This window comes from Pelagimonas sp. (genome assembly GCF_050633425.1).
Lineage (GTDB): Bacteria > Pseudomonadota > Alphaproteobacteria > Rhodobacterales > Rhodobacteraceae > Pelagimonas.
The window spans coordinates 405,427-430,228 of record NZ_JBOEGM010000004.1 but is presented as its reverse complement, the minus strand read 5'-3'; the positions used below and the strand labels follow the sequence as shown (position 1 = coordinate 430,228).

25 protein-coding genes and 1 tRNA gene are annotated in these 24,802 nt (G+C 53.6%); 9 read left to right on the top strand and 17 right to left on the bottom strand.

Going from position 1 to position 24,802, the window contains the following annotated elements:
• Positions 1 to 105: 105 nt before the first annotated feature.
• A complete protein-coding gene (locus ACRBB0_RS04030; RefSeq protein WP_431373112.1) occupies positions 106 to 402 on the top strand; it encodes a hypothetical protein in 297 nt (98 codons plus the stop codon).
• A 59-nt stretch (positions 403 to 461) separates the two neighbouring features.
• Entirely contained in the window at positions 462 to 1,283 is an 822-nt protein-coding gene (locus ACRBB0_RS04025) for a hypothetical protein (RefSeq protein ID WP_431373111.1), read from the top strand.
• 7 nt (positions 1,284 to 1,290) lie between these two features.
• Here ACRBB0_RS04025 and ACRBB0_RS04020 read toward each other — a convergent pair whose 3' ends face one another.
• The 8 genes from ACRBB0_RS04020 to ACRBB0_RS03985 form a co-directional block, all read right to left on the bottom strand.
• A complete protein-coding gene (locus tag ACRBB0_RS04020) occupies positions 1,291 to 2,616 on the bottom strand; it encodes an HlyD family type I secretion periplasmic adaptor subunit (protein ID WP_431373110.1) in 1,326 nt (441 codons plus the stop codon).
• Entirely contained in the window at positions 2,613 to 4,271 is a 1,659-nt protein-coding gene (locus ACRBB0_RS04015; RefSeq protein WP_431373109.1) for a peptidase domain-containing ABC transporter, read from the bottom strand. Before ACRBB0_RS04015 ends, ACRBB0_RS04020 begins: the two co-directional genes overlap by 4 nt.
• Positions 4,262 to 5,632 (bottom strand): M16 family metallopeptidase, encoded by a 1,371-nt coding sequence (locus ACRBB0_RS04010; RefSeq protein ID WP_431373108.1) that lies wholly within the window; start codon positions 5,630 to 5,632, stop codon positions 4,262 to 4,264. The genes ACRBB0_RS04015 and ACRBB0_RS04010 overlap by 10 nt, the downstream gene beginning before the upstream one ends.
• A 7-nt stretch (positions 5,633 to 5,639) precedes the next feature.
• The gene (locus tag ACRBB0_RS04005) at positions 5,640 to 6,974 is read right to left on the bottom strand and encodes a M16 family metallopeptidase (protein ID WP_431373107.1); all 1,335 of its coding nucleotides are present in this window, start codon (positions 6,972 to 6,974) and stop codon (positions 5,640 to 5,642) included.
• Between the two features lie 449 nt (positions 6,975 to 7,423).
• Positions 7,424 to 8,218, bottom strand: coding sequence for a transporter substrate-binding domain-containing protein (locus tag ACRBB0_RS04000; RefSeq protein WP_431373106.1), 795 nt, complete (start codon positions 8,216 to 8,218; stop codon positions 7,424 to 7,426).
• Positions 8,219 to 8,252: 34 nt separating this feature from the next.
• The gene (locus ACRBB0_RS03995) at positions 8,253 to 8,942 is read right to left on the bottom strand and encodes an amino acid ABC transporter permease (RefSeq protein WP_431373105.1); all 690 of its coding nucleotides are present in this window, start codon (positions 8,940 to 8,942) and stop codon (positions 8,253 to 8,255) included.
• Complete coding sequence (locus ACRBB0_RS03990; RefSeq protein WP_431373104.1) at positions 8,939 to 9,625, bottom strand: amino acid ABC transporter permease; 687 nt, start codon at positions 9,623 to 9,625, stop codon at positions 8,939 to 8,941. Before ACRBB0_RS03990 ends, ACRBB0_RS03995 begins: the two co-directional genes overlap by 4 nt.
• A 9-nt stretch (positions 9,626 to 9,634) precedes the next feature.
• Positions 9,635 to 10,402 (bottom strand): amino acid ABC transporter ATP-binding protein, encoded by a 768-nt coding sequence (locus tag ACRBB0_RS03985; protein WP_431373103.1) that lies wholly within the window; start codon positions 10,400 to 10,402, stop codon positions 9,635 to 9,637.
• Between the two features lie 213 nt (positions 10,403 to 10,615).
• Between ACRBB0_RS03985 and ACRBB0_RS03980 the strand changes: the two genes are divergently transcribed.
• A complete protein-coding gene (locus tag ACRBB0_RS03980) occupies positions 10,616 to 11,443 on the top strand; it encodes a MurR/RpiR family transcriptional regulator (protein ID WP_431373102.1) in 828 nt (275 codons plus the stop codon).
• A gap of 183 nt (positions 11,444 to 11,626) precedes the next feature.
• Here the strand turns inward: ACRBB0_RS03980 and ACRBB0_RS03975 are convergent, their stop codons facing one another.
• Positions 11,627 to 12,685, bottom strand: a complete 1,059-nt coding sequence (locus ACRBB0_RS03975) for an alpha/beta hydrolase family protein (protein WP_431373101.1) — start codon at positions 12,683 to 12,685, stop codon at positions 11,627 to 11,629.
• Between the two features lie 222 nt (positions 12,686 to 12,907).
• Between ACRBB0_RS03975 and ACRBB0_RS03970 the strand changes: the two genes are divergently transcribed.
• The 4 genes from ACRBB0_RS03970 (at position 12,908) to ACRBB0_RS03955 (ending at position 16,098) form a co-directional block, all read left to right on the top strand.
• A complete protein-coding gene (locus ACRBB0_RS03970; RefSeq protein ID WP_431373100.1) occupies positions 12,908 to 13,840 on the top strand; it encodes a helix-turn-helix domain-containing protein in 933 nt (310 codons plus the stop codon).
• A gap of 650 nt (positions 13,841 to 14,490) precedes the next feature.
• Positions 14,491 to 15,030: a hypothetical protein gene (locus tag ACRBB0_RS03965; RefSeq protein ID WP_431373099.1), complete on the top strand. Its 540-nt coding sequence runs from the start codon at positions 14,491 to 14,493 to the stop codon at positions 15,028 to 15,030.
• A gap of 30 nt (positions 15,031 to 15,060) precedes the next feature.
• On the top strand, positions 15,061 to 15,501 hold the full coding sequence (locus tag ACRBB0_RS03960) for a recombinase family protein (protein WP_431373098.1): 441 nt from the start codon (positions 15,061 to 15,063) through the stop codon (positions 15,499 to 15,501).
• An 87-nt stretch (positions 15,502 to 15,588) separates the two neighbouring features.
• Positions 15,589 to 16,098, top strand: a complete 510-nt coding sequence (locus ACRBB0_RS03955; RefSeq protein WP_431373097.1) for a hypothetical protein — start codon at positions 15,589 to 15,591, stop codon at positions 16,096 to 16,098.
• Position 16,099: 1 nt separating this feature from the next.
• On the opposite strand, the gene ACRBB0_RS03950 is transcribed toward ACRBB0_RS03955, so the two are convergent.
• The 6 genes from ACRBB0_RS03950 to ACRBB0_RS03925 all read right to left on the bottom strand — a co-directional run bounded on the left by ACRBB0_RS03950 (position 16,100) and on the right by ACRBB0_RS03925 (position 21,552).
• Positions 16,100 to 16,189 (bottom strand) — tRNA-Ser (locus tag ACRBB0_RS03950).
• Positions 16,190 to 16,262: 73 nt separating this feature from the next.
• Positions 16,263 to 17,963, bottom strand: coding sequence for a capsule biosynthesis protein (locus ACRBB0_RS03945; protein ID WP_431373096.1), 1,701 nt, complete (start codon positions 17,961 to 17,963; stop codon positions 16,263 to 16,265).
• Positions 17,941 to 18,600, bottom strand: coding sequence for an ABC transporter ATP-binding protein (locus ACRBB0_RS03940; RefSeq protein WP_431373095.1), 660 nt, complete (start codon positions 18,598 to 18,600; stop codon positions 17,941 to 17,943). The genes ACRBB0_RS03945 and ACRBB0_RS03940 overlap by 23 nt, the downstream gene beginning before the upstream one ends.
• A gap of 153 nt (positions 18,601 to 18,753) precedes the next feature.
• Positions 18,754 to 20,037: a Na+/H+ antiporter NhaA gene (locus tag ACRBB0_RS03935; protein WP_431373094.1), complete on the bottom strand. Its 1,284-nt coding sequence runs from the start codon at positions 20,035 to 20,037 to the stop codon at positions 18,754 to 18,756.
• 152 nt (positions 20,038 to 20,189) lie between these two features.
• Positions 20,190 to 21,215 carry a permease gene (locus tag ACRBB0_RS03930; protein ID WP_431373093.1) on the bottom strand — a complete coding sequence of 342 codons (1,026 nt, stop codon included), beginning with the start codon at positions 21,213 to 21,215 and terminating at the stop codon, positions 20,190 to 20,192.
• Positions 21,208 to 21,552 carry an ArsR/SmtB family transcription factor gene (locus ACRBB0_RS03925; RefSeq protein WP_431373092.1) on the bottom strand — a complete coding sequence of 115 codons (345 nt, stop codon included), beginning with the start codon at positions 21,550 to 21,552 and terminating at the stop codon, positions 21,208 to 21,210. Before ACRBB0_RS03925 ends, ACRBB0_RS03930 begins: the two co-directional genes overlap by 8 nt.
• 104 nt (positions 21,553 to 21,656) lie before the next feature.
• Between ACRBB0_RS03925 and ACRBB0_RS03920 the strand changes: the two genes are divergently transcribed.
• Positions 21,657 to 22,241, top strand: a complete 585-nt coding sequence (locus ACRBB0_RS03920) for a uracil-DNA glycosylase family protein (protein WP_431373091.1) — start codon at positions 21,657 to 21,659, stop codon at positions 22,239 to 22,241.
• Positions 22,234 to 23,022: an SseB family protein gene (locus ACRBB0_RS03915; protein ID WP_431373090.1), complete on the top strand. Its 789-nt coding sequence runs from the start codon at positions 22,234 to 22,236 to the stop codon at positions 23,020 to 23,022. The genes ACRBB0_RS03920 and ACRBB0_RS03915 overlap by 8 nt, the downstream gene beginning before the upstream one ends.
• Here ACRBB0_RS03915 and ACRBB0_RS03910 read toward each other — a convergent pair.
• Together ACRBB0_RS03910 and ACRBB0_RS03905 are read right to left on the bottom strand one after the other, a co-directional pair.
• A complete protein-coding gene (locus ACRBB0_RS03910; protein WP_431373089.1) occupies positions 23,015 to 24,019 on the bottom strand; it encodes a P1 family peptidase in 1,005 nt (334 codons plus the stop codon). The two genes, ACRBB0_RS03915 and ACRBB0_RS03910, sit on opposite strands and share 8 nt — an antisense overlap.
• A 34-nt stretch (positions 24,020 to 24,053) precedes the next feature.
• Positions 24,054 to 24,794, bottom strand: a complete 741-nt coding sequence (locus ACRBB0_RS03905; RefSeq protein WP_431373088.1) for an SDR family oxidoreductase — start codon at positions 24,792 to 24,794, stop codon at positions 24,054 to 24,056.
• Positions 24,795 to 24,802: the final 8 nt, after the last annotated feature.

The window sequence follows — 24,802 nt, the reverse complement described above, 5'->3', positions numbered from 1 at the left end:
CTTGACCAACCCACCGCCCAAATGAGCCGCTGGGATCAATCCCGGCAACATCAAGCAAGGCCATTCTTATCATGACTTGGCCAAAATCCAAAGTGAGACACGAAAATGTCAAGCGTATACAAAAACGCCTCATCAGATGACCTGTTCGGAACCGCATCCTTCGGTGGCGGCGGCGGCGGCGGTGGTGGTGGCGGTGGCAACAGTGCCAATCGCCAACGTGCCAACGAAGCACGCGCGCGTCAACGGGCAGCCGCCGAAGCGCGCCAAGCAGAGCAAGGGCCAACTTGGGGAGATGATTTCTCAAACTGCATCCGTACCGATGACACGTGGCATGGTTCAGAAACCCCAGCGACCGACAGTGTAATCGGCTGCGCTGCGAAAACCACAATTTCACGTTGGTAACGGGATAACGTCATAGGTGGGCCTTCGAGCTCACCTATGAGCCCTGGAGTTCCGTCAAAATGCAAACCTGGAAAGTTTACGCTCTGTGCCTGCTCTTTGCGGTGGGGGTCGAAGTGTTTTTAACTTTCAACACTATTCCACTACGCGATGGCGCTCTCTCTTTATTAGAAATAGTTTTTGAAGATCAATCCATCTTTGCGACTGAAGCTTTCGGAAATTCTGTTTTCCGATCACTATTAGGAGTCGGCACGTCGTGTGTTATTTTAATACCCGCGTTGCTATTGAACAAATCTCAACCATCACGCGTGTCCCGCTATTTCAGAATCAAGATCCTTCCAGTTTTGATACTTTGCGCTGTATTTTTTTACCTCAACAATGCAAGTGATAACGGCGACAAGTACATTTATGCGCTTCTCAGCTATGCTTCAATTATTCTAATGCTATCGCGTGAACACCTGTTTTTCTTTACGCAAGAGTGGTTTGCGAAACAGGGCAAGGGGGTTCTCCCAGGGGCAACTGTTGCTCTGGTGGTTTTCATCATTCTGCACCCTCTTGTTTTCTCTCAAGGTCGCATACTGGGGACACTTTTGATGGTAAATCTTTGGATTTACACAGTCTCCGAGAAAAACCTATGGATGGGCATTGCCGTACACGCTGTGTGGAATTTTGTCCTCCCACAGAGCGCTGAGTTTCACTATTTGGTTTTCTTCCTGTCCTGCTTCTTGGCCTTCGGCCGCACGTCTTACCCCAAGAGCCTACTTCGAGATTTCCATCGCCTCCCCAGACCTATGGCGGTTCTGTTGCGCACGCTCTGGCAAATCTTTAGCTATCCCAATCGCGTTCTGACCAGGGCTTTTCAAAGAAAAGCGGCTGTGCGGTAGTCACATGTTACCGCTCTCCAAGAGCCTCCTGGATTACGGCAACAATAGGCGCAAAGAAGTAGCTGATGAGCCGCCGCTTGTCTGTCGTGATATCAACGGAAGCCGTCATCCCAGGACGAAGAGCGAATTGCTCAGAGCCAGAGGTGAGCTTGTTCTCTTGTGGCGTGATACGCACTTCAAAGGTCCAAACCCCCTCCTCAGCTTTGGTTGAATCCGCTGCCACGATAGACACTTCACCGGTTGCAAATCCAAAACGCTCCGATGGATAGGCATCAAGATTGATGTTGGCTTGTTGTCCGATCTCGACAAACCCAATGTCGTTATTTGAAAAAGCGGCCTCTATCTCGACACTCTGATCATTGGGAACGACACGCAACAGTTGCTCTCCGCCTTTTGCCACGGCACCGATCGTGAAGACTTCCAGTTGATCAACAACCCCATCCATGGGCGCCGTCAGTTGCGCCGCAGTCATCCGGCGTTCCGCGGTGCGCAGTTGTTCTTCCAGAGTTGCCAGACGTGCTTCGATCTCTGATCGACGTTGCAAGAGCTGATTGCGCTGCGAGGTAATTGTACTGCGCTGTTCGGCATGAAGTGCGGTTTCCTGGCTGCGTTTCTGCTCTAACTCGCGCAGGTATACGTCTCGCTCCTTCTCCAGGGTGGTAAACGCTTCCTGAACGTCCAGAAACGCTGACCTGCTGGATGTACCGCGGTTAAGCAGCCCTTGGGCGACTTCCAACCGTTCCGTTTGGATCGCAATAACCGCCTCAATCCGCGCAATATTTGCCTGTGTCACCGATACCGATTGATCATTCGCTGCAATCCTTGCTGCAATCTGTGACATGGCGGCCTGAAGATCGTCAATTTCGGCCAACAGCAACCGGGATTGTTCGGCGTAGAAATCATGCGTCGTATCAGCACTTTCCGCAAAATCGCGCAGCGTATCGGCCGAAAACGAGCCCGTTTGAATGTCGCCCTCGTCAATGCCCAAAGCCAAGGCCGTGATGCGTGCACGCTCAATCCGCAACTGCGTCATTTCCGCAGTGATGGTGTTCAATTCCGCTTCTGCATCGGTCGTGTCCAGTTTGATGAGCACCTCGCCCTTGCGGACCTCTGCACCATTGCGCACCTGGATCGCGGTGATTTTGCCGTCGAATTCAGGCTGCACAACTTGCACCCGGCTAACGGGAACAACCTTGCCCTGCCCGCGCGCAACTACCTCGACTTTGAAGATGCAGGCCATGATCACAATGGCCGCGAAGACCGAAATCGTGAACCAGATCGTCGCATGAAGCGTTGGGGAGGTGATCTTTATCGGCTCCGAAGATGCGGTCATGACAGTTTCTCAAAATCAATGATTTGATCTGGCTGGCCGAACACATCGGGCCGGTGCGTGATGATAATCAGCGTCGTGGTGGCCTTTAGTCGCTTAAGCTCTTCAGCCATCTTTCGCTGGGCCACATCATCAAGAGCGCTTGTTGGTTCATCCAGAATGATGACCTTTGGTTTTTTGAGAAGCGACCGCGCAATCGCAATCCGTTGCCGTTGTCCGCCCGACAAAGCAGAGCCTCTCTCTCCGACATGGGTCTCAAGACCCATCGGCATTCGAGCGACCACTGTATCAGCCGCCGATATTCTGAGCGCCTCTTCTATATCGGCTTCGGTGGCATTTTCTTCACCAATGAGCAGATTTTCCCGAAGCGTGCCTGAAAACAGATATGGCTCTTGGGGAATGTACGCTATTTTCGAGCGCACATCATGCGGGTCATACTTGGCAATATTCTCGCCGCCCAACAGAACTTTGCCCTCCGATGGCACATCAATCCCGGATGCCAAGCGCCCAAAGGTCGATTTACCGATGCCGGACGGGCCTATGATTAGGGTCATGGAATGCGGGGCAGCTTCAAAATTGAACGCCTTGAGAATTGGGCTTCCTTCCACATACGTGAAGTCCACGTTTTGAAACGACAGGCGAGACTCGATTTCTGGTGGTAACTTTGGGCGTTCGTTAAACGGCTCTTTGTCCGAGTTCACAATATCCCCGAGCCTTTGACGGGAGACCTTGATATTCTGCCAGCCTTCCCAAAGCTTGGAGAAATTGGCGATTGGGTCGGTTACCTTTTCGGCAAGCAAGTGGAAGGCAATCAACTGTCCAAGGGTGATTTCCCCGGCGAAGACCAGGTTGGCACCAACATAGATGATCGAGATCGTCACACCGCGTTCAATTACAAAGGTTAGTTTGTCACTGAAGATGTTCAAAACACCAACGCGGTAGCTGGCGAAAAGGCTTTTGCCCAGGGTTTGGTCGAGCCGTTCCAGCATTTTGGTTTCTGCGCTCAGGGCCTTTACCGCTGCGATGCCTGAAATGTTCTCAACCATTTGTGTTTGGTGCTCAGCACCCGCATCAAACTGGGCGCGCAACCGAGTGCGCAAGACCGGGCCGAACGCAAAATAGACCAATGCCTGCAATGGCAGAGCGATGAGCACAATCATCGTCAGAGGAGCGGACAAGGACAGCAAAACCCCGATATAAATCACCACAAACAGCAGATCGAGAAACACACCCGTTGTGGTTCCAACCAGAAAGTGACGGATCGTATCGGTTTCGCTGACCCGCGCGATGGTTTCACCAATGGACCACTTGCGGAAATGGCTAAAGGGTAGCTTGAACAGGTGGTCGAATATTCGCGATCCAAACTCGCGCGTGACCTTATTGGCGGTCAGAATGCCCAGAAGGCTCGACAACACCTCAAATCCCATTTGGAACAGGCTTACGGCCACAAAAATAGCGACAACCACGATAAGCGAGGCCTCTCGCTGAAACGGGAGGATACGATCAATAATGACTTGAAAGATGAATGGCTCAACCAGCCCGATCAGGCGCAGGCAGATCGCAAGAAAGACCAACTCAATATAGAGCGGCGTGTATTTCCATAGCGACCGTGTGAACCAAGAGAGCGGGATTTCGCCCCCATTGTTGTTTACGGACACTGCGCCACCTGTTCAATTGCCGTGACAACACATGCCCCCGGAAGCGCCGAGGCATCTGGACTTGCTGCAACAACAATGAGGTCATCCCCCGAAGGGTAAACCGAGGCGAGGCGTTCCTGGACCGTTTGTGCTGTTATACTGTCCAAATAGTCACCCAAATCGGGCGCACCGCTGGGGTCGCGCGCATCTAACGCGAACTCTAGTATCGTTCTAGCAGCGACATCCACATACAATACGTTTTTCCGAAACCCGCCCGCAATTCCACGACGAAATTCATCGAACCCGGTGAAATCGGGGGCTGTGCGATAGGATTCATACGTGGTTCGGATCACATCCGTGGCCTGTGCCAGTTTTGCTGTCTCAACCTCTCCCGCAACAAACATGACCCTGTTCGCGCGATCATAGTTTGAGTAGCCAGCCTGAAACCCATAGCTTGCCCGCAGGTCCGTGCGAACCGCATCAAAGAGCGGGCCGCTTCCCGACCGTTCAAAGAAGCCCAGCGCCAGCAAATCGACCAAGTCACCCCCTTGAGATGTCGATGGCAATTGCCCCAGAAGACCAAGCGTTGTTTTCTCTGCCTCGGGCAGATGCAGTAGGATCGTTTTGGGGGCAAAATTTGCATCCACATCAGGAACGCTCTTTGGTTGATCTGCCTGCAAAGAGGAAACCAATTGGTCAATGACTTTGCCGGCGTCCTCCCGGCTGATGGCCCCAGTGACGGCAATAGCCGCCGCATCTTGGACAACCGTTTCAGCGTGCCAGCGGCGAAGATCATCAACACTTACAGCGTTGATATCATCAAGGTTCGGAAGGCTAAGATAATTGTTGAGGGGCCCTTGGCCCAGAACCGTTTGTCTGGCCAGCGCCCACATTTGATGCGCTGTTTGCGTCTGTGACTGGGTCTGATTGGCAAAGATCCCCCGTTTGACCCGATCAACCCACGCCTGATCGAACTGGGGCGATGCAAGCATCTCACTAGCAATCGAAACAACATCGTCGATATGCTCTTTTGGAAAGCTCAATTCGCCAATGGCGTGATTGGCACGCACATAGAAATGGCCGCGCGAATTCTTGTCGTTGAAAAGTTCCATGACATCTTGGGGCGCCAGTTGTTTTGTGCCACCGCTCAGAATGGCTTCTGCGGCAACATAGGGCACTGCTGGATTGAGCTCCGGCCGATATGCCCAGCCCGTTGGCCAAGCGACTGTTATCGTGATGTCCGTCACGCCGTCTTCATAGATGGGCATAAAATGAAACGGACGACCCTCGGGCGTCTCGGCTAAAACAACCTCTCGACTGGTTTCCTTGTTACACCCGACCAAACACAGCACCAAAGCGGCCAGAAACAGAACTCTTTTCACGACTAAATCACCTTTCAACGGTCACAAGGCGGGTCACGTCACGCCCTTCACCCAATAGGGTTTTCAAGAAACTGTTTACATCTTTTAGGCGAACACCCTCAACCGCATTTATCTGATCTTCCAGTGAAAAAATCGGCTTTGCGAACATGAGCTGGTCAAGAAGCAAGCCACGGTTGTCATTGGGGCGATCGCGCTCCAAGACATTATTGAGCTGATCTTGGAGCCTGGACTTCACACGATCAAAGGTCCCCTGATGAAGGCCGTTTTTTAGCGTGTTTTGAAGGGTCGCGTGAAAGGCCGTTTCAAGCGTTTTCAGCGAAACACCATTGTCGGGATGCGCGCTGAAATAGACTTCCACATAGTCGGTTCCGATCACTTGTATGTCGAACGAGAAGCTGCGCGCCACAAATTGATCGAACCGGAGCGGACCGGCAAGCCCCCCTGGCAATGCCGACTCCAGCGCGTTTTCAGCAAGCCGGACAACCGTTGCGCAATGTGCAGGGCTATCACATGGGCCAAGCCGCACCAATTTGCGATACAGGAACGTATCATCATTCAATCGAGACACCGTCACAGCGGCCCGATCTTGCATGACGTCCTTCGAAACCATCTTGGGCAACACGGGGTTCACTTTAGGCGCCGAAGCCCCCTCAAAAGACAAAGACGAAAGGACGGCGTCCAATCGTGCTTGGCTTATGTTGCCGTAGACCAACAGGGTCGCTTCCGCCAGAATATGGGTTTCCTTGTGCAGCGTAGCAGCAGCGTCCAGCGCGTAGCTGGCAATAACCGGCGGTTGCCCAATGACGGAGCGCGCCAAGGTTCCGTCGCCATAAAGTGCGCGATCCATGTCGCGAAAAACGTTGTACAAAGGGCGTTCTGTCACCCGAAAATCGTGTTCCCGTAAGACGATTTTCCGTTCTTCTAAAGCAAAATCCGCGTCCACCTTCAGCGGGTTCGCAACTGAAATCAGGGTTTGCATTGCATGGTGTAAGTCCTCTTTTGAGGTCTTTCGCCAATACCCTGTGCTGAAGTGGTTGGTCCAAGCGTTGGAATGGAGCGCTCTTTCATCTTGATCCCCGCCAAAGGCGCTTAACCAAGCAAGATGTTCAACGTAATGGGCCAAGCCTTCGTCGAATGTATGTGACGCCTCGCCTGATGGAAAAACCAAATATAAGAAAACGCCTTCTGCATCGGGGCTCGGAACCAAGACAACTTTCTCGAACGGCGCAGATTTGTGCTGGTATATTTTGGTTGTTGTGATGAGGGAAATTTTCTTATCCATTAGCAGGCACAGTGTGAAAACCGCGCCAAGCAGCAGAAAAATATAGAAAAACTTTTTCATTCAATGACCCAACGGCACAACTAAAGCCGCAATACTACGCCTCGCCAACAACCACAATGCGCAGTTGCAAAAACCTTTTTCAAGTCATGTAAGGGTTGGGGCAGGATTGGTCATTTATCCGAAAGCCGCCACTCGTTTTTGGTGTCGCATCCAAACAGAGGCGGGGCCCGGCATACTCAAGGGCGCAGGAGAAAAACACGTTTGCGCCCAACTGCCAAAAGGATCAGCCCATCTCAGCGTCCAAGACCCAAGCATGTGGCCGAAGCATAAAAAACTGGCCCATGAACTGGCCCATGAAAAGATGTCTGACGACGGGCAATCCCGCATGATCACAGACTATTTTCAAGCAAAGGAAATAGCTTTCGTTCAGTCTAACTTCAGAGAAGGCCGTTACCAGAAAAACGAGCAGCCATTTTCAATCGGCTGCTCGTGGTCAGGAGCAATGGAGCTTAGAGGCTCGGCAGATCGGGCAGTTCCTGGCCCAACCATTTGAGAGACAGCTCATTCAGAACGCCGCCCAGTTTTTTGTGCAAGACGAACACGTTCACCCACTGCAGCATGTTTGCTTCACCGGATTTCACTCCAATGAACGCCGGAGACTGACGCACGACGAATTTTGTCTCAAGCGACTGGTCCGGGTTATTGGCCGCGAGCTTGGCGGCGACTGTGTTGCCGGTGACCAGCACATCGACCTGCCCGGCCAAATAGGCCGACAGCGTCGCAGCATTGTCGCCAAAACGAATGAGTTCCGCACCTTCGGGCAGCGCTTTGGACAGCTCCAGATCTTCGATTGTGCCGCCTGTAACGCCAGCTTTCAGACCGGCCAAATCCTTGGGCGAGGAAACGTCGACATCCGGCGCTGCAAATGCGCCCGAAAAGAACGGCGCATAGGCCGAGGAGAACCAGACAGATTTGGCGCGCTCGGGGTTGGCACCCATCGACGAAACCACCAGATCAACGGTGCCGGAGGTCAGGAACGGAATACGTTGCTTTGAGGTGATCGGCTTGAGCTCAAGTTCGACACCAAGATCTTCGGCAATCAGTTTTGCGATGTCGACATCATAGCCTTCATGCTCAAAGCTGGCACCGACGGAACCGAAGGGCGGAAAGTTTTCCGGCACGCCGATCACGATGGTTCCTTTGTCCAGAATCTCGGTGAGCTGATCTGCTGTTGCCGCGACCGGAGCCAGCGCCATGGCACCGAGAATGCCCGCAAAGAGGGCAGATTTGAATGTACCAAACATGTTTAGTCCTTTCTGTTGGATAATAAGGGTTCGTTCAGCGGGATTTTCCCAGAGCTTGTTTCCGTTCCAAAGATTTGGCCCACTGAGAAAGAGGAAAGCAGAGTGCGAAATAGATCAGCGCAACAATGGGGAAGACGATAAACGGCTCTGCCCCCGGGACCTGGCTGTTGGCGATCTTTTTGCCCCAGCGCATAAGGTCAGTGAAATCAATGATATAGGCCATAGACGTGCCTTTGATCACTTGGACCATGAACCCCACCGTGGGCGCGATGGCGATGCGCAGGGCCTGTGGTGCGATGATGTCGGTCAGGGTTTGCCGAAAGGTCATGCCAAGGGCCTTGCTTCCCTCCCATTGGCCAGTCGGAACGCTTTCCAAAGCTCCACGCCAGACCTCTGCCATATAGGCGCTGGTAAAGAGCGTCAGCGAGATACCCGCCGCCATCCAAGGAGAAACTTCGATCAGGAAGAAAGACGGCACGCCCAGACCAATCAGGAACAAGAGCATCAGCAAAGGGATCGACTGGAACAGCCAGATATATGAGGTCGCGACAATCCGCGCACCTTTGTTGGGCAAAATCTTTAACACCGTCATGACAAGGCCAATCAGGCCGCCGCCAATAAAGGCCACCAGGGACAGGTAGATCGTGTATTGCGTCGCATCGAGCAGGATGAAGATCATCTTGCCGTAGAAATCGCCGAAGATGGATTGCAAGAAATCGGTCATCTGCTTTTCCCCCACCATGGAAAGGCGGTTCTGAACAGGATCGCGAAGCCTCCCTTGAAGATATAAACCAACAGCATGTAGAGGATGGTCAGCACGATAAAGACCTCAAAGTCGCGGAAGGTCCGCCCGGCGACAAAGCGGCCTGCCCATGTCAGATCCTTGACCCCGATTTCCGAAACAAGACCGGTGGTCAGAAACAAAAAGACAAACTGGCTGACCATGGACGGGTACACTTTGGCGATGGCCTGCGGCAGAACCACGTCAAAGATCGTCTGCCATCGAGACATCCCCAGAGCCATCGCGCCCTCGACCTGGCCTTGCGGCACTGACTGAATGCCGGCCCGGATCACCTCTCCGTAGTAAGCGGCAAAGTTCAGCGTGATCGCCAATACCACCGAGGCCTCCAGCGACCAGGTATAGCCAAGCAGCAAGGGCAGTCCGAAGACCACGAAAAACAGCTGTACGATGAATGGCGTGTTGCGCACGAATTCCACGTAAGACATGCTTGCGAAGCGCAGGCCAAAGGGCATCCCGCGCCCCTGCGCCAAGGCCAACAGCACCCCAAAAACGATTCCAAAGACCGACCCGACCAAAGTGAGCCAAAAACTGTTCCCAACGCCCATCAAAAGCGTCTGGACATACTCCGGCGAGCGCCAGAGTTCATAAAACCTAAAATCAAACATCCCCGGCCCTCAGAGTATCTGGTTGAGGAACGTCTTGGTGCGTTCACTCTGTGGGTTATCGAAAAATGCGTCGGGTGTGTTTTCCTCAACGATCTGCCCGGCATCCATAAAAATCACCCGATCCGCGACCTCGCGGGCAAAGCCCATCTCATGCGTTACGCACAGCATTGTCATGCCAGTCTTTGCCAGCTCCACCATGGTGTCGAGCACCTCGCCCACCATTTCAGGGTCAAGCGCCGACGTCGGCTCATCAAAGAGCATCAGGCTCGGCTCCATGCACAACGCACGGGCAATCGCAACGCGCTGCTGTTGACCCCCTGAGAGTTGACCGGGATATTTATCCGCCTGCTCGGGGATGCGCACGCGGTCGAGGAACTTCATTCCAATCTCGCGCGCCTCTTCCTTGCTGCGCTTGAGCACGCGACGCTGGGGCAGAACGCAGTTATCAAGCACGGTCAGATGCGGAAACAGGTTGAAATTCTGGAACACCATGCCCGCGTCGCGCCGCAGCTTTTCGGGATCTTTCATAGTGTCCGACAATTCGACCCCATCGACATTGATTGAGCCCTTCTGATGTGTTTCCAGATGGTTGATGCAGCGGATCAATGTGGATTTGCCCGACCCGGATGGACCGCAAATCACGATCCTCTCACCGCGTTTCACCGTCAGATTGACGTCCTTTAGAACGTGAAATTCATCATACCATTTGTTTACGCCGCTCAGCGTGATCGCAACATCATCGCGTGCTGGTTGGGCTGCAGGTGTCGTCGTGTTCATGCGAAACGCCTTTCTTGGTGAACACTTTGGCGTGTAACGAGAGGTCCGATTTTCTGGAAATTAATTTCCAATAAAAACTCAAAAAGAAAAAATATCCGTCAAAATTTGCGCGATTTTGGAAACGGGAGTGTAAACATTGGGCGGTTTAGAAATTTTTAGCCTGCTCTGCTTGACAGTCGCGCCGCTGGATGCTGCGGCTTAGGGATGACCAGTTTGAGACAACAGATGATTTCGGCCTATGACGGCCTCACCCGGCGAGAGCGCCAAATTGCAGATCTGCTACTAGATAAGCCGGTTCTGACTTTGCTAAACTCGGCTTCTGACCTTGCCCGCATGGCCAATGTTTCCAATTCCACGGTGACACGCTTTGTCAAAAGCCTGGGGTTTGAAACATATGACGCTATGCGCCGCGAGTCTCGGGATCAGTTCGGCCAAGGCTCGCCCCTGAACCTGATCGGACAAAGGGAGCCCCAGCCGCCCTCCGATGTGATTGCACGCTTTGCCCGTCAAGAAACCGAGATCATCGAAAACACCTTCAGCAATCTCGACAGGACGACCATCGAAAGCGCCGCGGATGGCCTGGTCACAGCACCGCAGATCGGGTTCCTTGGGATGCGCAACAGCCACTTTTTTGCGTCTTACGCGCATTGGCAATTTGTGCAATTCCGCCCCGGCACGCGCTTGATCTCTGGCTCGGGGGAAACCAGCGCCGAGCATCTCGCCGGGTTTAGTCAAGGCGATGTGGTGGTGATCGTCGGTATACGACGGATCGTCAGCAAGCTGCGCGCCTGTATCGACATACTTGCCGACTCGGGCGTCGATATTCTCCTGATCGTCGATTCCAGTTCACTCAGTTTGGCGCATCGCGCGCGATGGACAATCGTTTGCCCGATTGAAAACGAGCATGTTTTTGATAGCTATTCGGGCGTATTGGGCGTCTTGCGCCTTCTTGCCTTTACAGCTTTGCAAAAGACAGGAAATGAAGGCCTCGCCTATATGGCGGCAATTGAGGACCATCATGGCAGACTGAACGAACTATGACCATTGCCTTTTGGGTAACGACGAAACGGACCTCCCCCGAAATCACAACATGCAAAAGGTTTGGGCGCAAAACGGTTATCCGACAACATCAGTCCGTAGAAATTACGGTTTGCAATTGCGGAGACCGGGAGCACAGGACGAAACAGCCGTCTACGTCTAAGATGCGAACGGCTGTGGCGTGTTTTACAGGTGCTCGTGTAGGTAGGTGACAATCTGACTTGAGAGCGCGTCATGAATGTCCGAACGCGCACGTCCACCAGCGTCATCACAGAGCGGATCAAGCTCACCCTCATTGATTAGGATCTGCGCACCTTTTGGTTTGCACCGCGCCAGAAAGCTAAAGTGGGTTGCGTCGTTGATAATTAAATAGGTCGCGTTGGGGATCGCGTCAGCGGCATTGCGGGCGTGAACTCCCACTGGAATTTCATCCTCATCGCCCAAGTTGATGATCAGCATCGGGATATCGATTTGTTCCAAACTTTCCACGGTCAGGGTTTCCACGATACCTGGGTCGATAATCAAGGCTGTCTTGATCCGCGGATCGCGCAGGTCTTGTGCTGCTGGGGTCAAATCAAACGCATGCAGATCAATGCCAAAGTGCGCCAAGAAGGCACAATCGGACATGCCATGATCGCTGTCATCGCAGAAGCTTTGTAACAGGGCGGGATCAACACGCGCGCCGGATGTTGCCATTGCTGTGTACCCTCCTGCAGAGAACCCCAAAATAGAGATCCGATCCGCATCAATGTAGGGGTACACACCCGCATTCGCGGTGATTTCATCCAGTACAGCGGACACATCAGCCGGACGTTCCCAAACGCGCACGGCGGCTTTGGCAGACGCATTTCCGGTTGTGGTGCCTGGATGATTGGGCAAAACAACAACATACCCTGCTTGTGCCAGTTCTGACGCGATCCAGCCGAATTGCCCCGCATTGCCACCCGACCCATGAGAGATGACGATCATTGGAAATCGCCCATCCTGTCGCGGTGCATCGCGACCTGCTGGCGTGCCATAGAAAACGCCATTGCCGCCAACTGTAACGCTTTTGCCGCCGGGTACCGCTGGATACCAAATATTGAAGTCAACATCAGAGCCACGAATGGGCGCATAGGCTGATCCATAGGTGATACCTACAGCTCCATCGTAAGGTGGACGCGTCAAATCATAGCCGATCCACCCAGACAGGCCAAGAACAGTAGCAAAGGCTGTGGATTTCGCGATCATTTTTAGGAGTGACATTGGGCTTTTCCTCATGCGCCAAAAGAGTGATGCCCTTGGATTGACGTGAACGCGTCGATCAATCGTCCTAAAACGCGTTTGAGGTCGTCCTGAAATATGTTTCAGGATAAACGCAGTCAAAATTTTTGAAAAAGTCCCCTGCTGATGCTGTTTGTCCCGCTCCCTTTATTTGCCACCTTGTTTCTCCTGTTTTTGGTCTGCCGCATCTTGGTGAGCCGCGACATGACACTGAGGGCGCATCAATTTTTTGCAAGCCTCATTGCACTTTACGCAGTGCAATCGCTTTTGGTATCGCTGCGGTGGGGCTACGAAATAGACGGCTTTTCGACGTACTTGATCCTCTTGGCCCCCGTTTTGCCTGCCGTGGCCTATATGTCTTATGCCGCGCTCGCTCGGCGCCAAACATTTCAACACCTTTGGCCAGTTGGCGTTATTGCTCTGAACTGGTTGGCCTTTGCTGCGCTGCCCGTGATCCCTGATCCGCTCATTCTGATGACCTATTTGGGTTTTGGCTTTTTGCTTCTTCGGCTTTGGTGGAAGGGCACAGATGCACTCTCTTTATCGCCTATCAATGACGAACGTGAGATCCGGTTTGCCATGGTTCTGACGGGAGCAGCTTTGGTGTTGTCAGGGTTGACTGACATCTACTTGATTATCGATTTTATACAAAACGACGGGAGAAACGCCGGCTTGATCCTGACATTCGTGCAAACCGCGTTTGTTGTTGTGATTGGTGTCTCTGCCTCTTTCGGCCGTGCGGCGGACATGACCGAGCCAGAAAGCGAAACTGTCTCGCTTGCCCCAGAGGTAACTGAAAAAGACAGCGAAATTGTGGACCGCCTTGAACGATTGTTTGTCCAAGACGAGCTGCACCGAGACGAAGACCTTAGTTTGCGACGCCTTGCCCGAAAACTTGGCCTGCCAGACCGACAGGTTTCAAACGCAATAAACAGGGTGCGAGGAATGAGCGTTTCTCAATTCGTAAATGATTTTCGAATTCGGGAAGCCTGTACCCAGTTGAGCACATCAAAAAAGACAATCATGGAAGTCTCTTTGGCTGCAGGGTTCGCCACAAAATCCAATTTCAACCGTGAATTTTTGCGTGTGATCGGCCAAACGCCATCACAATGGCGCAAAGAAAATAGGTCGAACTGAGAATAAAGTGTTGAGCTGACAGCAGGACAGAAGCCAAACTTGGTGATCGCAGTAAAATGTGCTTTGGACACAAACCCATCATCTGACAACATCGGTCAGGAAAAACTGCAAATTCCATATGCGAAGGCTACTGAGCGGCTTCCTGCCGTTCGCCGATTTGGGAATACGCTCGGTTGTCAGTCCAAAGCGTGCCCGACATCAAGGAGTCGCTCTTGCACGAGCCTAGAAACGATTTTTGTCTTGCAGACTAACCCCTTCCACCGAGAAAATGGTCTTCGGCGTTTGCGCGAATGGAAGCTACTCAAGCAAACAGGATTACGGTTTCATTCACCGACCAATCCATCAATTCGACTCACCTATGCAAAATGTCCAAAGCATTCATTTTCTTGACGTCATAGCACAAAATAAGATGATTTTACCTTGATGTGCGCGATGGAGCTAACCAAGGTTCCGATGTCAGCCCTGAACAGGCTCATAGTTGCGCAGAATTATCCTAGTAAGAACTCTTTAGAAGCGATCGGGAGACGGGCTTTACCTGATGCAACTCGTCTCTTCTAGCGTTGTGCAGGACGATCCAAATTCAGCCAATTTGAACTCTGCTTCAATGGTCACTGATAGACTGATCGCAAGAATTTCTCGGTTGAGGTGCCATGGCAGTATACCCGTCACAGATCATGTTTACCGCCAAGGGCTTGTCGCAGAATGATCAAAGTTTGTCTTCTAGGCTTGAGCATGGTCGTGACCCAACCATGGTCGCACATTCGGCGGCTGCAATTCCTTTCAATCAGTTTTCGTCACAGAAACTTGCAGGGGCGTTGAAATCTGCCAATGCGCAGATTGAAGGCCTCGATAAAGACGTGCAGCTAGCCCAAAAGATCAACCAGAAACACGAAGCATCGCTCTCCGAATTCCAAGTTAGCATACAAAACAGAGCTAGGAGGCTGAAGACGTATACATCAAACGAGAGGACAAGAGGCGCTCCCAACATTCTGAGTGGCGAAAAAAGTCAAACAGCGGACTTGTTTTCCAAAGCTGGAGAAGTCCTGTTCGCAAATGACCAAAACTACAAACACTACCACGAAAAGAGACAAGATGAATTTCTGCGGCTCGGTGACCTGTTTCACGAACAGTTACAGCAGCGAGCGCCAGTCACCCTTTGGAAAGCGCAGAGCAGGTGCGCCACCGCATGACCGCGCGGTTCAAGCAGGGTATTTCTGCTTTTGGGCTCCGATAGGTTTCAAATACGTCAAAGGGGAGCGGGGTGGCAAAGTGCTGGAACGCGACGAACCAATCGCAGGCCTTTTGCAAGAGGCGCTGGAGGGTTACGCTTCAGGTCGTTTTGTCAGCCAAGCCAAGTTGCGCGTTTCCTGCGCCCCCATGTGATTTTTGCCCGCGATGCCAAGGGTGACATCCACCCGCAACGCATCAAAAACATGCTCACCAACAAAATCTACGCAGGCCATTACAAATACAAGCCGTGGGGTGTTGGCCTGACCAAGGGCAATCATCCCACGATTACCTTATGGGAAACCTTTCAACGCATTCAACCCCGCCAGAACGGCGACACCTCTGCGCCGCAGAAGAAGGTGGCCAACGAAGACTTCCCATTGCGGGGCTACGTGGCCCGCGGCGGCTGCGGCCATCCCATGACCGCCTATTAGGCGAAAGGCCGCAACAAGCGCTATCCTTACAACGAACGCTTTCAAAAAGGTCGCGACGCACGCAGAAAGTCGATCCGCCGCGCCGATATGGAAGACGCAGTCGAAGGCGTGCTACAATCCCTGCGCCCGCCACGCAGTCAGTTTTCCGTTGCGTCTGCTATGTTTATTGACATCTGGGAAGCCCGCATCGGTGACTTCGAAATCCGTCGGAAGGAACAGAAGGCGTCATTGCGCAAAATCGAATCCGACACCAGCAAAGCTTCCGACATCCTGATCGAGACAGACAGCATCGCCACGGCGCGCGCCCTCGAAGCCAAAATCGAAAAGCTGGAAGCCCAAGCCGCGCTGATCTCCGAAAATCTCGCCAACACCAAGCCAAAGCAAAAGGACTTCGGCACAAGTTTTCGAACCGCTCAGGGTTTTCTCTCAAACCCTTGGAAACTCTGGGAAACAGGGCGCGATGACGACCGTCAAACCGTCCTGAAACTAGTTTTCGAAGCTCCAATCCCATACCATCGTGAAAAAGGATTTCGAACCGCCAAAACCACCTTACGCTTCAAGGCCTTGGGCAGTTTTTTAGATGACAAAGAAGGTTAAATGGCGGAGAGGAAGGGATTCGAACCCTCGAGACGGTCTCCCGCCTACACACTTTCCAGGCGTGCGCCTTCGACCACTCGGCCACCTCTCCGTCGACCCGTTTAGCGGAAAGGTGGGGGGGGCTGCAAGTCGATTTCTTGCAGCCCCCTGTGTGTTTTTTGATCTTAACTCGAAACCTGTTCGCGCAGGATCGAAGCCGTTAGGGAAATCATCAAATAGATGCCGCCAAAGATCAGGAACGCGAGTGCCGTGTTTTCAAACTTGCGCGGATACGACGGGTCTTCGGACGCAACCGGTTTAACGGATGTCGTCAGGTAACGCGCCTGGCTCGACGCATCACGACGGGCCTGTTCCAGAGTCTGCAATGAGGTTTGAAGCATCAAATCCCGAGTCGCAAGATCAGCCTGAGCAAGCTTAATTTGTGCAGCCTTTTCGGCCAGAGAGTTTTCGCCGGTGGTGGCAGACACCATCTTGGAGTTTAACTCAACCAACAAAGCTTCTAGACGCCTGATATCGCCACGCGCGCCGTCAACTTTGGCGCGGTTGGGACGCGTATTGTCAAGCAGCGCCTGAAGCTGCAGCTTTTTCTCCTGCAATTGCAGCTCATAAGTATTGATCTGCGAACGCAATGCTGCGATTTGGGCATCAGGGTCAACGGCGTTTGTATCCTGTTGTAAACGAACAAGCTTTTCCTGTGCATCACGGCGGGATTGTTCGGCATCAATCAACCCTTGCTCGGCATCACGCACGGCGTTTGAACGCTTGCGCAGGGACAAGTTATCGACACGTTCTTCAGCATATCCAATCAATGCTTCGCTGAATTCGGTCGCCACCTGCGGGTCAGCCGCCATGATTTCCATCTTGATGACACCCTCGGTCGGGTCAAAACCAATCTCAACGTGGCGCTTGTACAATTTGTACGCTTCTTCATTCGAAGGGTTTTCTTCGAGACGCTGGATCGGGTCTATATCAGTCGCAGAAAAATGCGATTTGAAGCCAACATCGGCATCAAGGCGCAGCATCGCGTCTTTGGATTGAAGATAGCTTTGGACCGCAATCGCATCCTGTGCCGTGGCGAAAGGTGATCCGGCGAGGAACCCCGGCGTTGCGCCACCACCATCGTTCTTGAGAATCAAAAACTCAGATTTTGTCGAGAACATTGGCGTTGCGACAGCATAAAAATAGTAGCCCGCCAGCAAGGTCGGGAGGAGGACAAAGGCAGCCAGACGGGACAAAAGCAACATCTGCTTTTTGCGCCGCCGTGCCGCCAGTTCCTTCTGGATCTTCATGATTTCATTGGCGCGCCGCTCGGCCGGGTTCGCCATTTCGGTCGACGGCAATTGCTTTTTCTCGAGCTGAACGGTTTGTGGCAATTGCACTTTGCCATCACCATTTTGCGGAGCAACATCGCCCTCTTGGGGTTTCACAAGTTCGAGCATATTCGTGCGCTGAAACGGATCAATTCCCTTAACCCGCAGCAAACGCACCGCATCGAAATCAGACGTCGGGGCCAAGCCATGTTTTTGCGCAACCCGTCGGGCCATTCGCAACTGGCGCCCTGTCAGCCCCTCTTGTCGAATGGCATCGATGTCAGTTTCGGATGACACCTGCGCCGCTGACGAAACCTGGCCCGCCATAGGGGCTGCGCCTGGTGATTGTGGCGCACTCGGCCTCGGAGCCGGACCGGGTTGAGAATGTGGAGTAACTTGCTCCGCAATCGCCTGTGCGGCACCGCCGCGCGCAGCGGGCGGGCGTGGTTGAGAATCTGGTTTTGCAACCGTCTGCGGCTGTGTCCGCTCAATAGGCGCGTCGGGCGCTTCGGAACGACGAATGCGGAACTTTTTAGCCTTGGGTTTCGTAGTCATACAACTGTTTCGCTTCTTCCAAGGTTTCAAACATATGCAATTTACCGTCCATCAAAACGGCAGCTTTGCGTGCGAATTTTTCCAAAATTTTCGGCTGGTGTGACACGATGATAATCGTTGTCGTACGCAACCGATCGGCGAGGATTTCACCGGCCTTTTGGTTGAACTCTACATCCGTAGAATTCGGCATGCCTTCGTCGATCAGATAAATATCAAAGTCGAGCGCAAGCATCAAAGAGAAGGTAAAGCGCGATCGCATACCAGATGAGTAAGTGCCGATTGGTTGGTCAAAATACTCTTCCAACCCGCACAGCCAACGGCAAAAAGATTCGACGTAATCGGGATCGAGACCATACATGCGGGCGATAAAACGAGCATTTTCGCGGGCCGAGATTTTAGAAACCACACCCCCCATGAACCCCAGCGGAAACGAGACACGGCAACTGCGGCGCACTTCGCCTTCGTCGGGCTTTTCCAAGCCCGCCATCATTTTGATCAACGTGGTTTTGCCGGTGCCGTTCGGGGCGAGAATCCCCAGAGATTCTCCGATATTCACACGGAAAGACGCGCGATCAAGGATCACCTTGCGCTGCGTTCCAGTCCAAAAGGACTTGCTAACCATGTCAAATTCTAACATCTGGGTTGCCCCGACTCTGCTCATTGCGGCCCTTTTAGCGGGCTTTCCTAACCTCTAGGTGCAGACTAGGGCCACATTATGACCAGAATTGGAAACAAAAACAACGCAAGCCCCAAATCGGGGCCTGCCTGAGCAACAATTTTCCGTCGCGTTTTAGATTTCTTGCTTCTGAACGCGGGTCACTTTACCCGCGATTATAGCAACAATCGCAGCTGCAAAGCTAAACAAAGCACCCATTTTCGCCGCGTCCTGAACCGGACCCGCGTCAAATGCCACCGACGCCACAAAGAGCGAAACGGTAAAGCCAATCGCAGCCACAAAACCAATGACCACAAGGTCAATGATCCGCATGCCTTGCGGAATGCCAAGGCGCAGTGGAACCGCGGCGACCCATCCAAACAGCAAGATACCCACAGGTTTTCCAATCAACAGACCGGCCAGAACCAACCAGGTCGCATCCCCCATGGACGAGAATTCAACGCCAGCATTTAACAGGCCAAAGAAGAAAAGGATGATCTCAACCGGGTATTTGAGCGCATGTTCGACCATGTTCAGAAGGTCGGATAGGTGCTCTTCGGCGGCGGCAAAAATGCCAAAAGCGCGATCCGCATGTGGCAATGTCGGAACGATGGGCAAGAGACCCAAGGCCGGGTGCAGGCCAGACATCATAAAACCGTACCAGCTTGCACAGGCCGCCAAAAGATAGGGCCAAAACGACAGATATTTACGAACCCAAGTGGAAATTGGGCGGTCTTGGTTACCACGATCCATACGGCGCGGAAGCCAATTGGCCAATACAAACACTGCAAGCGCCGCAAAGAGTGACAGGCCCAGCCATTCAGGTGCCAGTTCGCCAGAGGGGTAAAAGATGGCGAGGATAATCAAACCCGCCGCATCGTCGGCAATCGCCAACAGCAAAAGGAACCGCACAGCCGGATGACCGGCACCAAAAACCAAACGCCCGACCAGATAGCTAAACGCGATGTCCGTGGCCGTTGGGATCGCCCAACCATTGGCAACTGCGTTGTAGGTGTCTGATCCCATGAAAACCGCCAATCCGAGATACACTGCGATCGGCCCGAACATTCCGCCAGCCGTGGCAAACAATGGCGTCGCCGCCTTTTTTCCACGCAGGCTCCCGTTTTCGAGGATCACAGCTTCCCAGACTTCTTTTGCCGCAATGGCAAAGAACAAGGCCATCAGCACGTCATTGACAAGATAGTGCAAGGTCAGGGTGCGATGTCCGTCATGCAAGTGCCCAATAGGCGCATGATCCCAGATCACAAACTCAACAAAGTGGTGATACGTGTCTGCCCAATAATGTGGCTGGCCCGCGACAGGTGCCAGAGCATCTAAGTTCGCCCAAACCAGAGCGATGAGCGCACCAAAGATCAAAAGCAGCGAGTAGTTGGTCAGGAAGTTCCAGACGCGATACATAAGGTCTCCTCAAAGGCCGAATACCGTAGATTTCGGGCGGATTTAACGGACTGTTGACCTAAGGGCAACGAGAAGCCGGTCTTCTTCACAGTACAAAATGCCGCGCCTCAGCGAAGGTGAGGCGCGGCAAAAGCAGGTGTGGCGACATTCTGTTAGGCGATTGCACCCCATGTCAGGCCCGCAAGCACCGAGCCGACCAAAGCGAACCCAAGATACGCTGCGAAAACCTTGGGTTTGACCAAAGCCCAGACCGCAATGGCTGCCGGAATGCAGCTCACGCCACCGGCCAACATGAAGCTCATCGCAGCGCCGTCGGCCATGCCCATGTCGAGCAGCTCCTTGACCAAAGGCACAGCGGCGTAGCCATTCAAGTATGCAGGCATTCCAACAAACGCCCCAAGTAAAACAGGCTGGATACCTTCACCGCCCAAGACCTGAGCCACGAGAGAGGCCGGAACGTGGCGGATCATGATCGCTTCGATGAGATAGGCCAAAAACAGCCATTTGAACAAGAAAAGAGCGTTTTCGATCGCGGTTTTGCGGAATATTTCGATGCGATCGTTATCACCCCAGAATTTCCAAACCGGCTTGCCTGAGAATGGCTTTTTGACCCCGCAGCAGCCTCCAACTTGGGGCTTTTCGCGCAGCGGATCGGTGAAGACAGCGGTCTTTTTAAGCGCCATTGTGCCAACCCCGCCCAAAAGCCCCATGCCAATCGCCGCAACCACTTTGGCAGACGCGAACTCCAAGCCAAGCCCGCCAGCGGTGATAGAATACATTGCCGGATCCATCAAAGGCGATGCGATCCAAAACGCCATAACTGCGCTAAGTGGCGCGCCAACGGCCAAGAGCGCCGCGATAAAGGGGATCACTTCGCAGGAACAAAACGGTGAAATCCCGCCCAGCAAGGCGGCAAGGCCGATCATCCGTAACTCGCGGCCCTCAAAGGCTTTGGCCAATAGGTTTTCAGCCCCTGTTGCCTTGAGATACGCCACCGCAAGCACCGCAAAGACGATGAACGGCGCGGTGTTCAGCAAGGCACTGGCGGTGAACTCAACAGTTGGCCAAAACTGAGGCGCTTCAAAAATCGCAACAGCAAGCAGAATGAGCGCCGATGCAAGCCAAGCCTTGGAAATCTTGGGCCAACGCGGCCGTTGAGATTGTGCAATATCAGCCATGACGGTGATCCTTGTTCGGTGTGTCACAATCCGCGCAACACTGGCGTAGCAAATACTCCGAAAGAGCTTCGACTTCGGCATAATCGGCCCCGGCACAAATTGTACTGCGCCCTTGCTTTTGCTGCTTGACCAATCCAGCGGCGGAAAGAATTTTCAAGTGGTGGGTCAGTGTTGACCCGGTGATCCCGGTTCGCTCTCCCAACGCGCCAATAGAAAGACCATCAGGTCCGGCGCGCACCATACAATGCAGCACTTGCAAACGTTGCTCCGATCCGAGCGCCGCAAACTTTGACGCTGCGGTTTCGAGGGTGAGGGCGGGTGAGTCGATCATTTTCATATTTCTAGTATTCTCGAAACGATAAGGCAGCGCAAGTTTTATTTCGACAAATATCGAAATGAAGGAGGGGTGATGTTTGCCTCCAATCGCGCTACATCGCCTGTATGGACGCACTGCTTGGCAAAATACGTGCCTGCACATTGTGCAGCGAACGGTTTGGGAAAACCGAAACCGGTCATAGCCCAAGGCCGGTTTTGCGTGTGTCCCCAACAGCGAAAATTCTGGTGGCCGGGCAAGCCCCCGGAATGAAAGTACACCTCTCGGGCAAGCCCTTTACCGACCCATCCGGTGATCGGCTCCGCGCATGGATGGGTGTTGATGAGGACACCTTTTATGACTCATCCAAAATTGGCATTCTACCGATGGGGTTTTGTTTTCCGGGTTACCGCAATGGTTCTGATTTACCACCCCCGGCCATTTGCGCGAAAACATGGCGTTTGGATGTTCTTGCGGCAATGCCAGACATCAAATTGACCCTACTCATTGGCGGCCATGCACAAAAGTGGCATTTGCCGGATGCACAGGGGGTAAATGCCACTGTTGAACGCTGGCGCGACTTTCTGCCCGCAACGATCCCCTTGCCCCATCCGTCCTGGCGCAATACCGCTTGGCTCAAACGCAATCTATGGTTCGAAGCTGAGGTGTTACCCGTACTTCGATCCCGCATCCAAGAGGTTCTGGATGACTGAAACTCCCATCGACACGGCTTTTGCCGCCATGACTGCTGCTCCTCAGGATGATGCTGCGCGTTTGCGATTTTACGACGCTTTGGCGAGTTCGGAGTTGTTCCTGATGCTGACGAAAGAACCCGAAGGGGACAGCATTTCACCGGAAGTGTTCGAACTACAGGATGCATCTTTTGTTCTCGTATTTGATCGCGAAGATCGCATTTCCGAATTCGCCGGGCGCGCCGTACCCTATGCCGCGCTCCCCGGACGCGCATTGGCGCAAATGTTAAACGGTCAAAACATTGGGTTGGCCTTGAACCCAGAAGTGGCCCCTTCCGAATTTCTCATGCCGCCTGACGCCTTGGCGTGGCTATCGGGTACGTTGGATCACGGGCCAGAAGAACGAGAGGCGCGACCGGAACGCCTTTCGGCACCGCGCGGATTGCCAGACAGTTTGATCACTGCCTTGGATGCAAAACTGGCCAGCGCCGCAGGATTGGCCCGCAGCGCTTATTTGGCCGAAGTCGCCTATGATGATGGATCCCAAGGGCATCTCCTTGGCATCACCGGGGCGATCCCCGAAGCCCAGCGCGCTTTGGCCGGGGCGGTCAACGAAGCACTGGTGTTCTCGGGCTTAGAAGCCGGGGTTCTAGACGTCACTTTTGTCGATGACAGCGATATCCTTGCCGCAGAACTGGCGCGCGTTGCCTTGCGGTTTGATCTGCCAGAACCGGCCCAGCCCAAAAAGGTTGAGCAAATCGCACCCGGCTCTGACCCAGACAGCCCACCGATCCTTAAGTAAGACCCAGGTCTCGTTTGAGCGTCGGAAGAGTATCACCGGGTTCTGGCTCGGCCTCCCAAACCGCCCGGGCAATGGCGCGCGCCAAGCACACGCTTGCGGCATGCCCAATTCCGGCCAATTGCAAAGCAGGATCTTCAAGCTCAACCGCCCCTGTGGATGAGGCAAATACAAGATCGCCGTCCATCGGCGTATGCGCAGGGACAATTGCCCGCCCCATACCGTCATGCGCTGCAACCGCCATTCTGTGACATTGCGCTTTGTCCAAAGCGGCGTCGGTCGCAACAATTGCGATGGTCGTGTTCCCCAAGCTCGCCATCGCGGGAACTTTGCGACTGGGCGGCAAAAGGATGCTGGGCATTGGATCAACCCCAAGCCCGCCAAATTCATCCTCGATCTCAAACGGGGCAGCCCAAAAGTGACCTCCCGACGGAGTGGTGACACTGCCCATCGGATTAACCGCCACCAACGCCCCGACAGTCACGCCCCCCGGTAAAACCAAACTGGCCGAGCCAAGCCCGCCCTTGTGCATCGCCGTTTGCGCCCCTGCCCCTGCGCCATATGTGCCTATCTCAAAATCTGGGCGTGCATTTGCCAATGCGGCACGACCCAGCCCCGGATACGGATTTTCCCGCCAGTCTTTGTCGCCACCATTGAGCAAATCAAAGATGATCGCAGCGGGAACGATCGGAATCCGCGCCGACAAAACCGGAAAACCCCGCCCCTCTTCATGCAAAGCGTCCATGACCCCCTGTGCCGAGGCCAAGCCAAAGGCGCTTCCGCCCGACAAAACCAAGGCATCAGCACCAGGTGCCGATTTGTCGGGTGCCAGCAAGTCGGTTTCGCGCGTACCGGGGGCCCCGCCATGGACGGCAACCGATGTGGTGAATGGCGCATCTGAGACCAATACCGTTGTCCCGGAATTCAGTGTCGGGTCCTGAGCGTTCCCCACCCGTAAGCCAGGAATATCAGTGATCAAGTTACGTGCGCCGGGGGTCATGTTTGGCCTCAAATATTACATTGGTTTGAAAGAGTTAGATGCACCGGCCGCCGTCGACTTCCATGCACACACCTGTGACCATGCCCGCTTCGTCCGAACACAGATACAGCGCAGCATTGGCGAGATCTTCGGGGGTCGAGAAACGCCCCAATGGGATCGTCGATAGGAATTTGGCGCGTATTTCCGGGGTGTCTTCGCCCATAAAACTTTTGAGCAGGGGTGTTTCACCCGCCACGGGGTTAAGCGCATTGACGCGAATGCCATCGGGTGCCAGTTCGACCGCCATCGTTCGGGTCGCCGTGATCATCCAACCCTTAGACGCGTTATACCAATTCAGGCGAGGCCGGGGTGACACGCCTGCCGTTGAAGCGACGTTTAAAACCGCTCCGCCACCTTGGGTTTTGAATTGCGGGACCAATGCCTGCGCGGTCAAGAAAACCGATTTGCAATTGACCGCGAAAACACGATCAAACTCCTCTTCGGACACGTCTTCAAGCGGGGTAGGCAAATGGGTGATCCCGGCATTGTTCACCAAGATGTCAACACCACCCATCGCGTCATTTGCCAAAGCAACCATAGCCTCAACGCTGGTTTTGTCAGACACGTCAACGGTACAGGCGACCCCACCATGGTCAGCAACAAAGCTTTGCGCCGCAGCCCCGTTGATATCAGCGATAACAACCTGCGCACCTTCCACCAAAAAGCGCTGTGCAATCCCGGCACCAAACCCGGATGCCGCGCCTGTTACAATCGCGCGTTTGCCTTGCAATCTCATCTGTCTCT

Bases quoted from the DNA above. Each gene is read 5' to 3' on its own strand.
- ACRBB0_RS04000 (WP_431373106.1), bottom strand. From the start codon at position 8,218: ATGTTTGGTACATTCAAATCTGCCCTCTTTGCGGGCATTCTCGGTGCC.
- ACRBB0_RS03965 (WP_431373099.1), top strand. From the start codon at position 14,491: ATGGCAGTATACCCGTCACAGATCATGTTTACCGCCAAGGGCTTGTCG.
- ACRBB0_RS03935 (WP_431373094.1), bottom strand. From the start codon at position 20,037: ATGTATCGCGTCTGGAACTTCCTGACCAACTACTCGCTGCTTTTGATC.
- ACRBB0_RS03915 (WP_431373090.1), top strand. From the start codon at position 22,234: ATGACTGAAACTCCCATCGACACGGCTTTTGCCGCCATGACTGCTGCT.
- ACRBB0_RS04030 (WP_431373112.1), top strand. From the start codon at position 106: ATGTCAAGCGTATACAAAAACGCCTCATCAGATGACCTGTTCGGAACC.
- ACRBB0_RS04005 (WP_431373107.1), bottom strand. From the start codon at position 6,974: ATGAAAAAGTTTTTCTATATTTTTCTGCTGCTTGGCGCGGTTTTCACA.
- ACRBB0_RS03940 (WP_431373095.1), bottom strand. From the start codon at position 18,600: ATGTTAGAATTTGACATGGTTAGCAAGTCCTTTTGGACTGGAACGCAG.
- ACRBB0_RS03955 (WP_431373097.1), top strand. From the start codon at position 15,589: ATGGAAGACGCAGTCGAAGGCGTGCTACAATCCCTGCGCCCGCCACGC.
- ACRBB0_RS03910 (WP_431373089.1), bottom strand. From the start codon at position 24,019: ATGACCCCCGGCGCACGTAACTTGATCACTGATATTCCTGGCTTACGG.
- ACRBB0_RS03975 (WP_431373101.1), bottom strand. From the start codon at position 12,685: ATGTCACTCCTAAAAATGATCGCGAAATCCACAGCCTTTGCTACTGTT.
- ACRBB0_RS03985 (WP_431373103.1), bottom strand. From the start codon at position 10,402: ATGAACACGACGACACCTGCAGCCCAACCAGCACGCGATGATGTTGCG.
- ACRBB0_RS03995 (WP_431373105.1), bottom strand. From the start codon at position 8,942: ATGACCGATTTCTTGCAATCCATCTTCGGCGATTTCTACGGCAAGATG.
- ACRBB0_RS04020 (WP_431373110.1), bottom strand. From the start codon at position 2,616: ATGACCGCATCTTCGGAGCCGATAAAGATCACCTCCCCAACGCTTCAT.
- ACRBB0_RS03990 (WP_431373104.1), bottom strand. From the start codon at position 9,625: ATGTTTGATTTTAGGTTTTATGAACTCTGGCGCTCGCCGGAGTATGTC.
- ACRBB0_RS03930 (WP_431373093.1), bottom strand. From the start codon at position 21,215: ATGGCTGATATTGCACAATCTCAACGGCCGCGTTGGCCCAAGATTTCC.
- ACRBB0_RS03925 (WP_431373092.1), bottom strand. From the start codon at position 21,552: ATGAAAATGATCGACTCACCCGCCCTCACCCTCGAAACCGCAGCGTCA.
- ACRBB0_RS03945 (WP_431373096.1), bottom strand. From the start codon at position 17,963: ATGACTACGAAACCCAAGGCTAAAAAGTTCCGCATTCGTCGTTCCGAA.
- ACRBB0_RS03920 (WP_431373091.1), top strand. From the start codon at position 21,657: ATGGACGCACTGCTTGGCAAAATACGTGCCTGCACATTGTGCAGCGAA.
- ACRBB0_RS03905 (WP_431373088.1), bottom strand. From the start codon at position 24,794: ATGAGATTGCAAGGCAAACGCGCGATTGTAACAGGCGCGGCATCCGGG.
- ACRBB0_RS03970 (WP_431373100.1), top strand. From the start codon at position 12,908: ATGACACTGAGGGCGCATCAATTTTTTGCAAGCCTCATTGCACTTTAC.
- ACRBB0_RS04025 (WP_431373111.1), top strand. From the start codon at position 462: ATGCAAACCTGGAAAGTTTACGCTCTGTGCCTGCTCTTTGCGGTGGGG.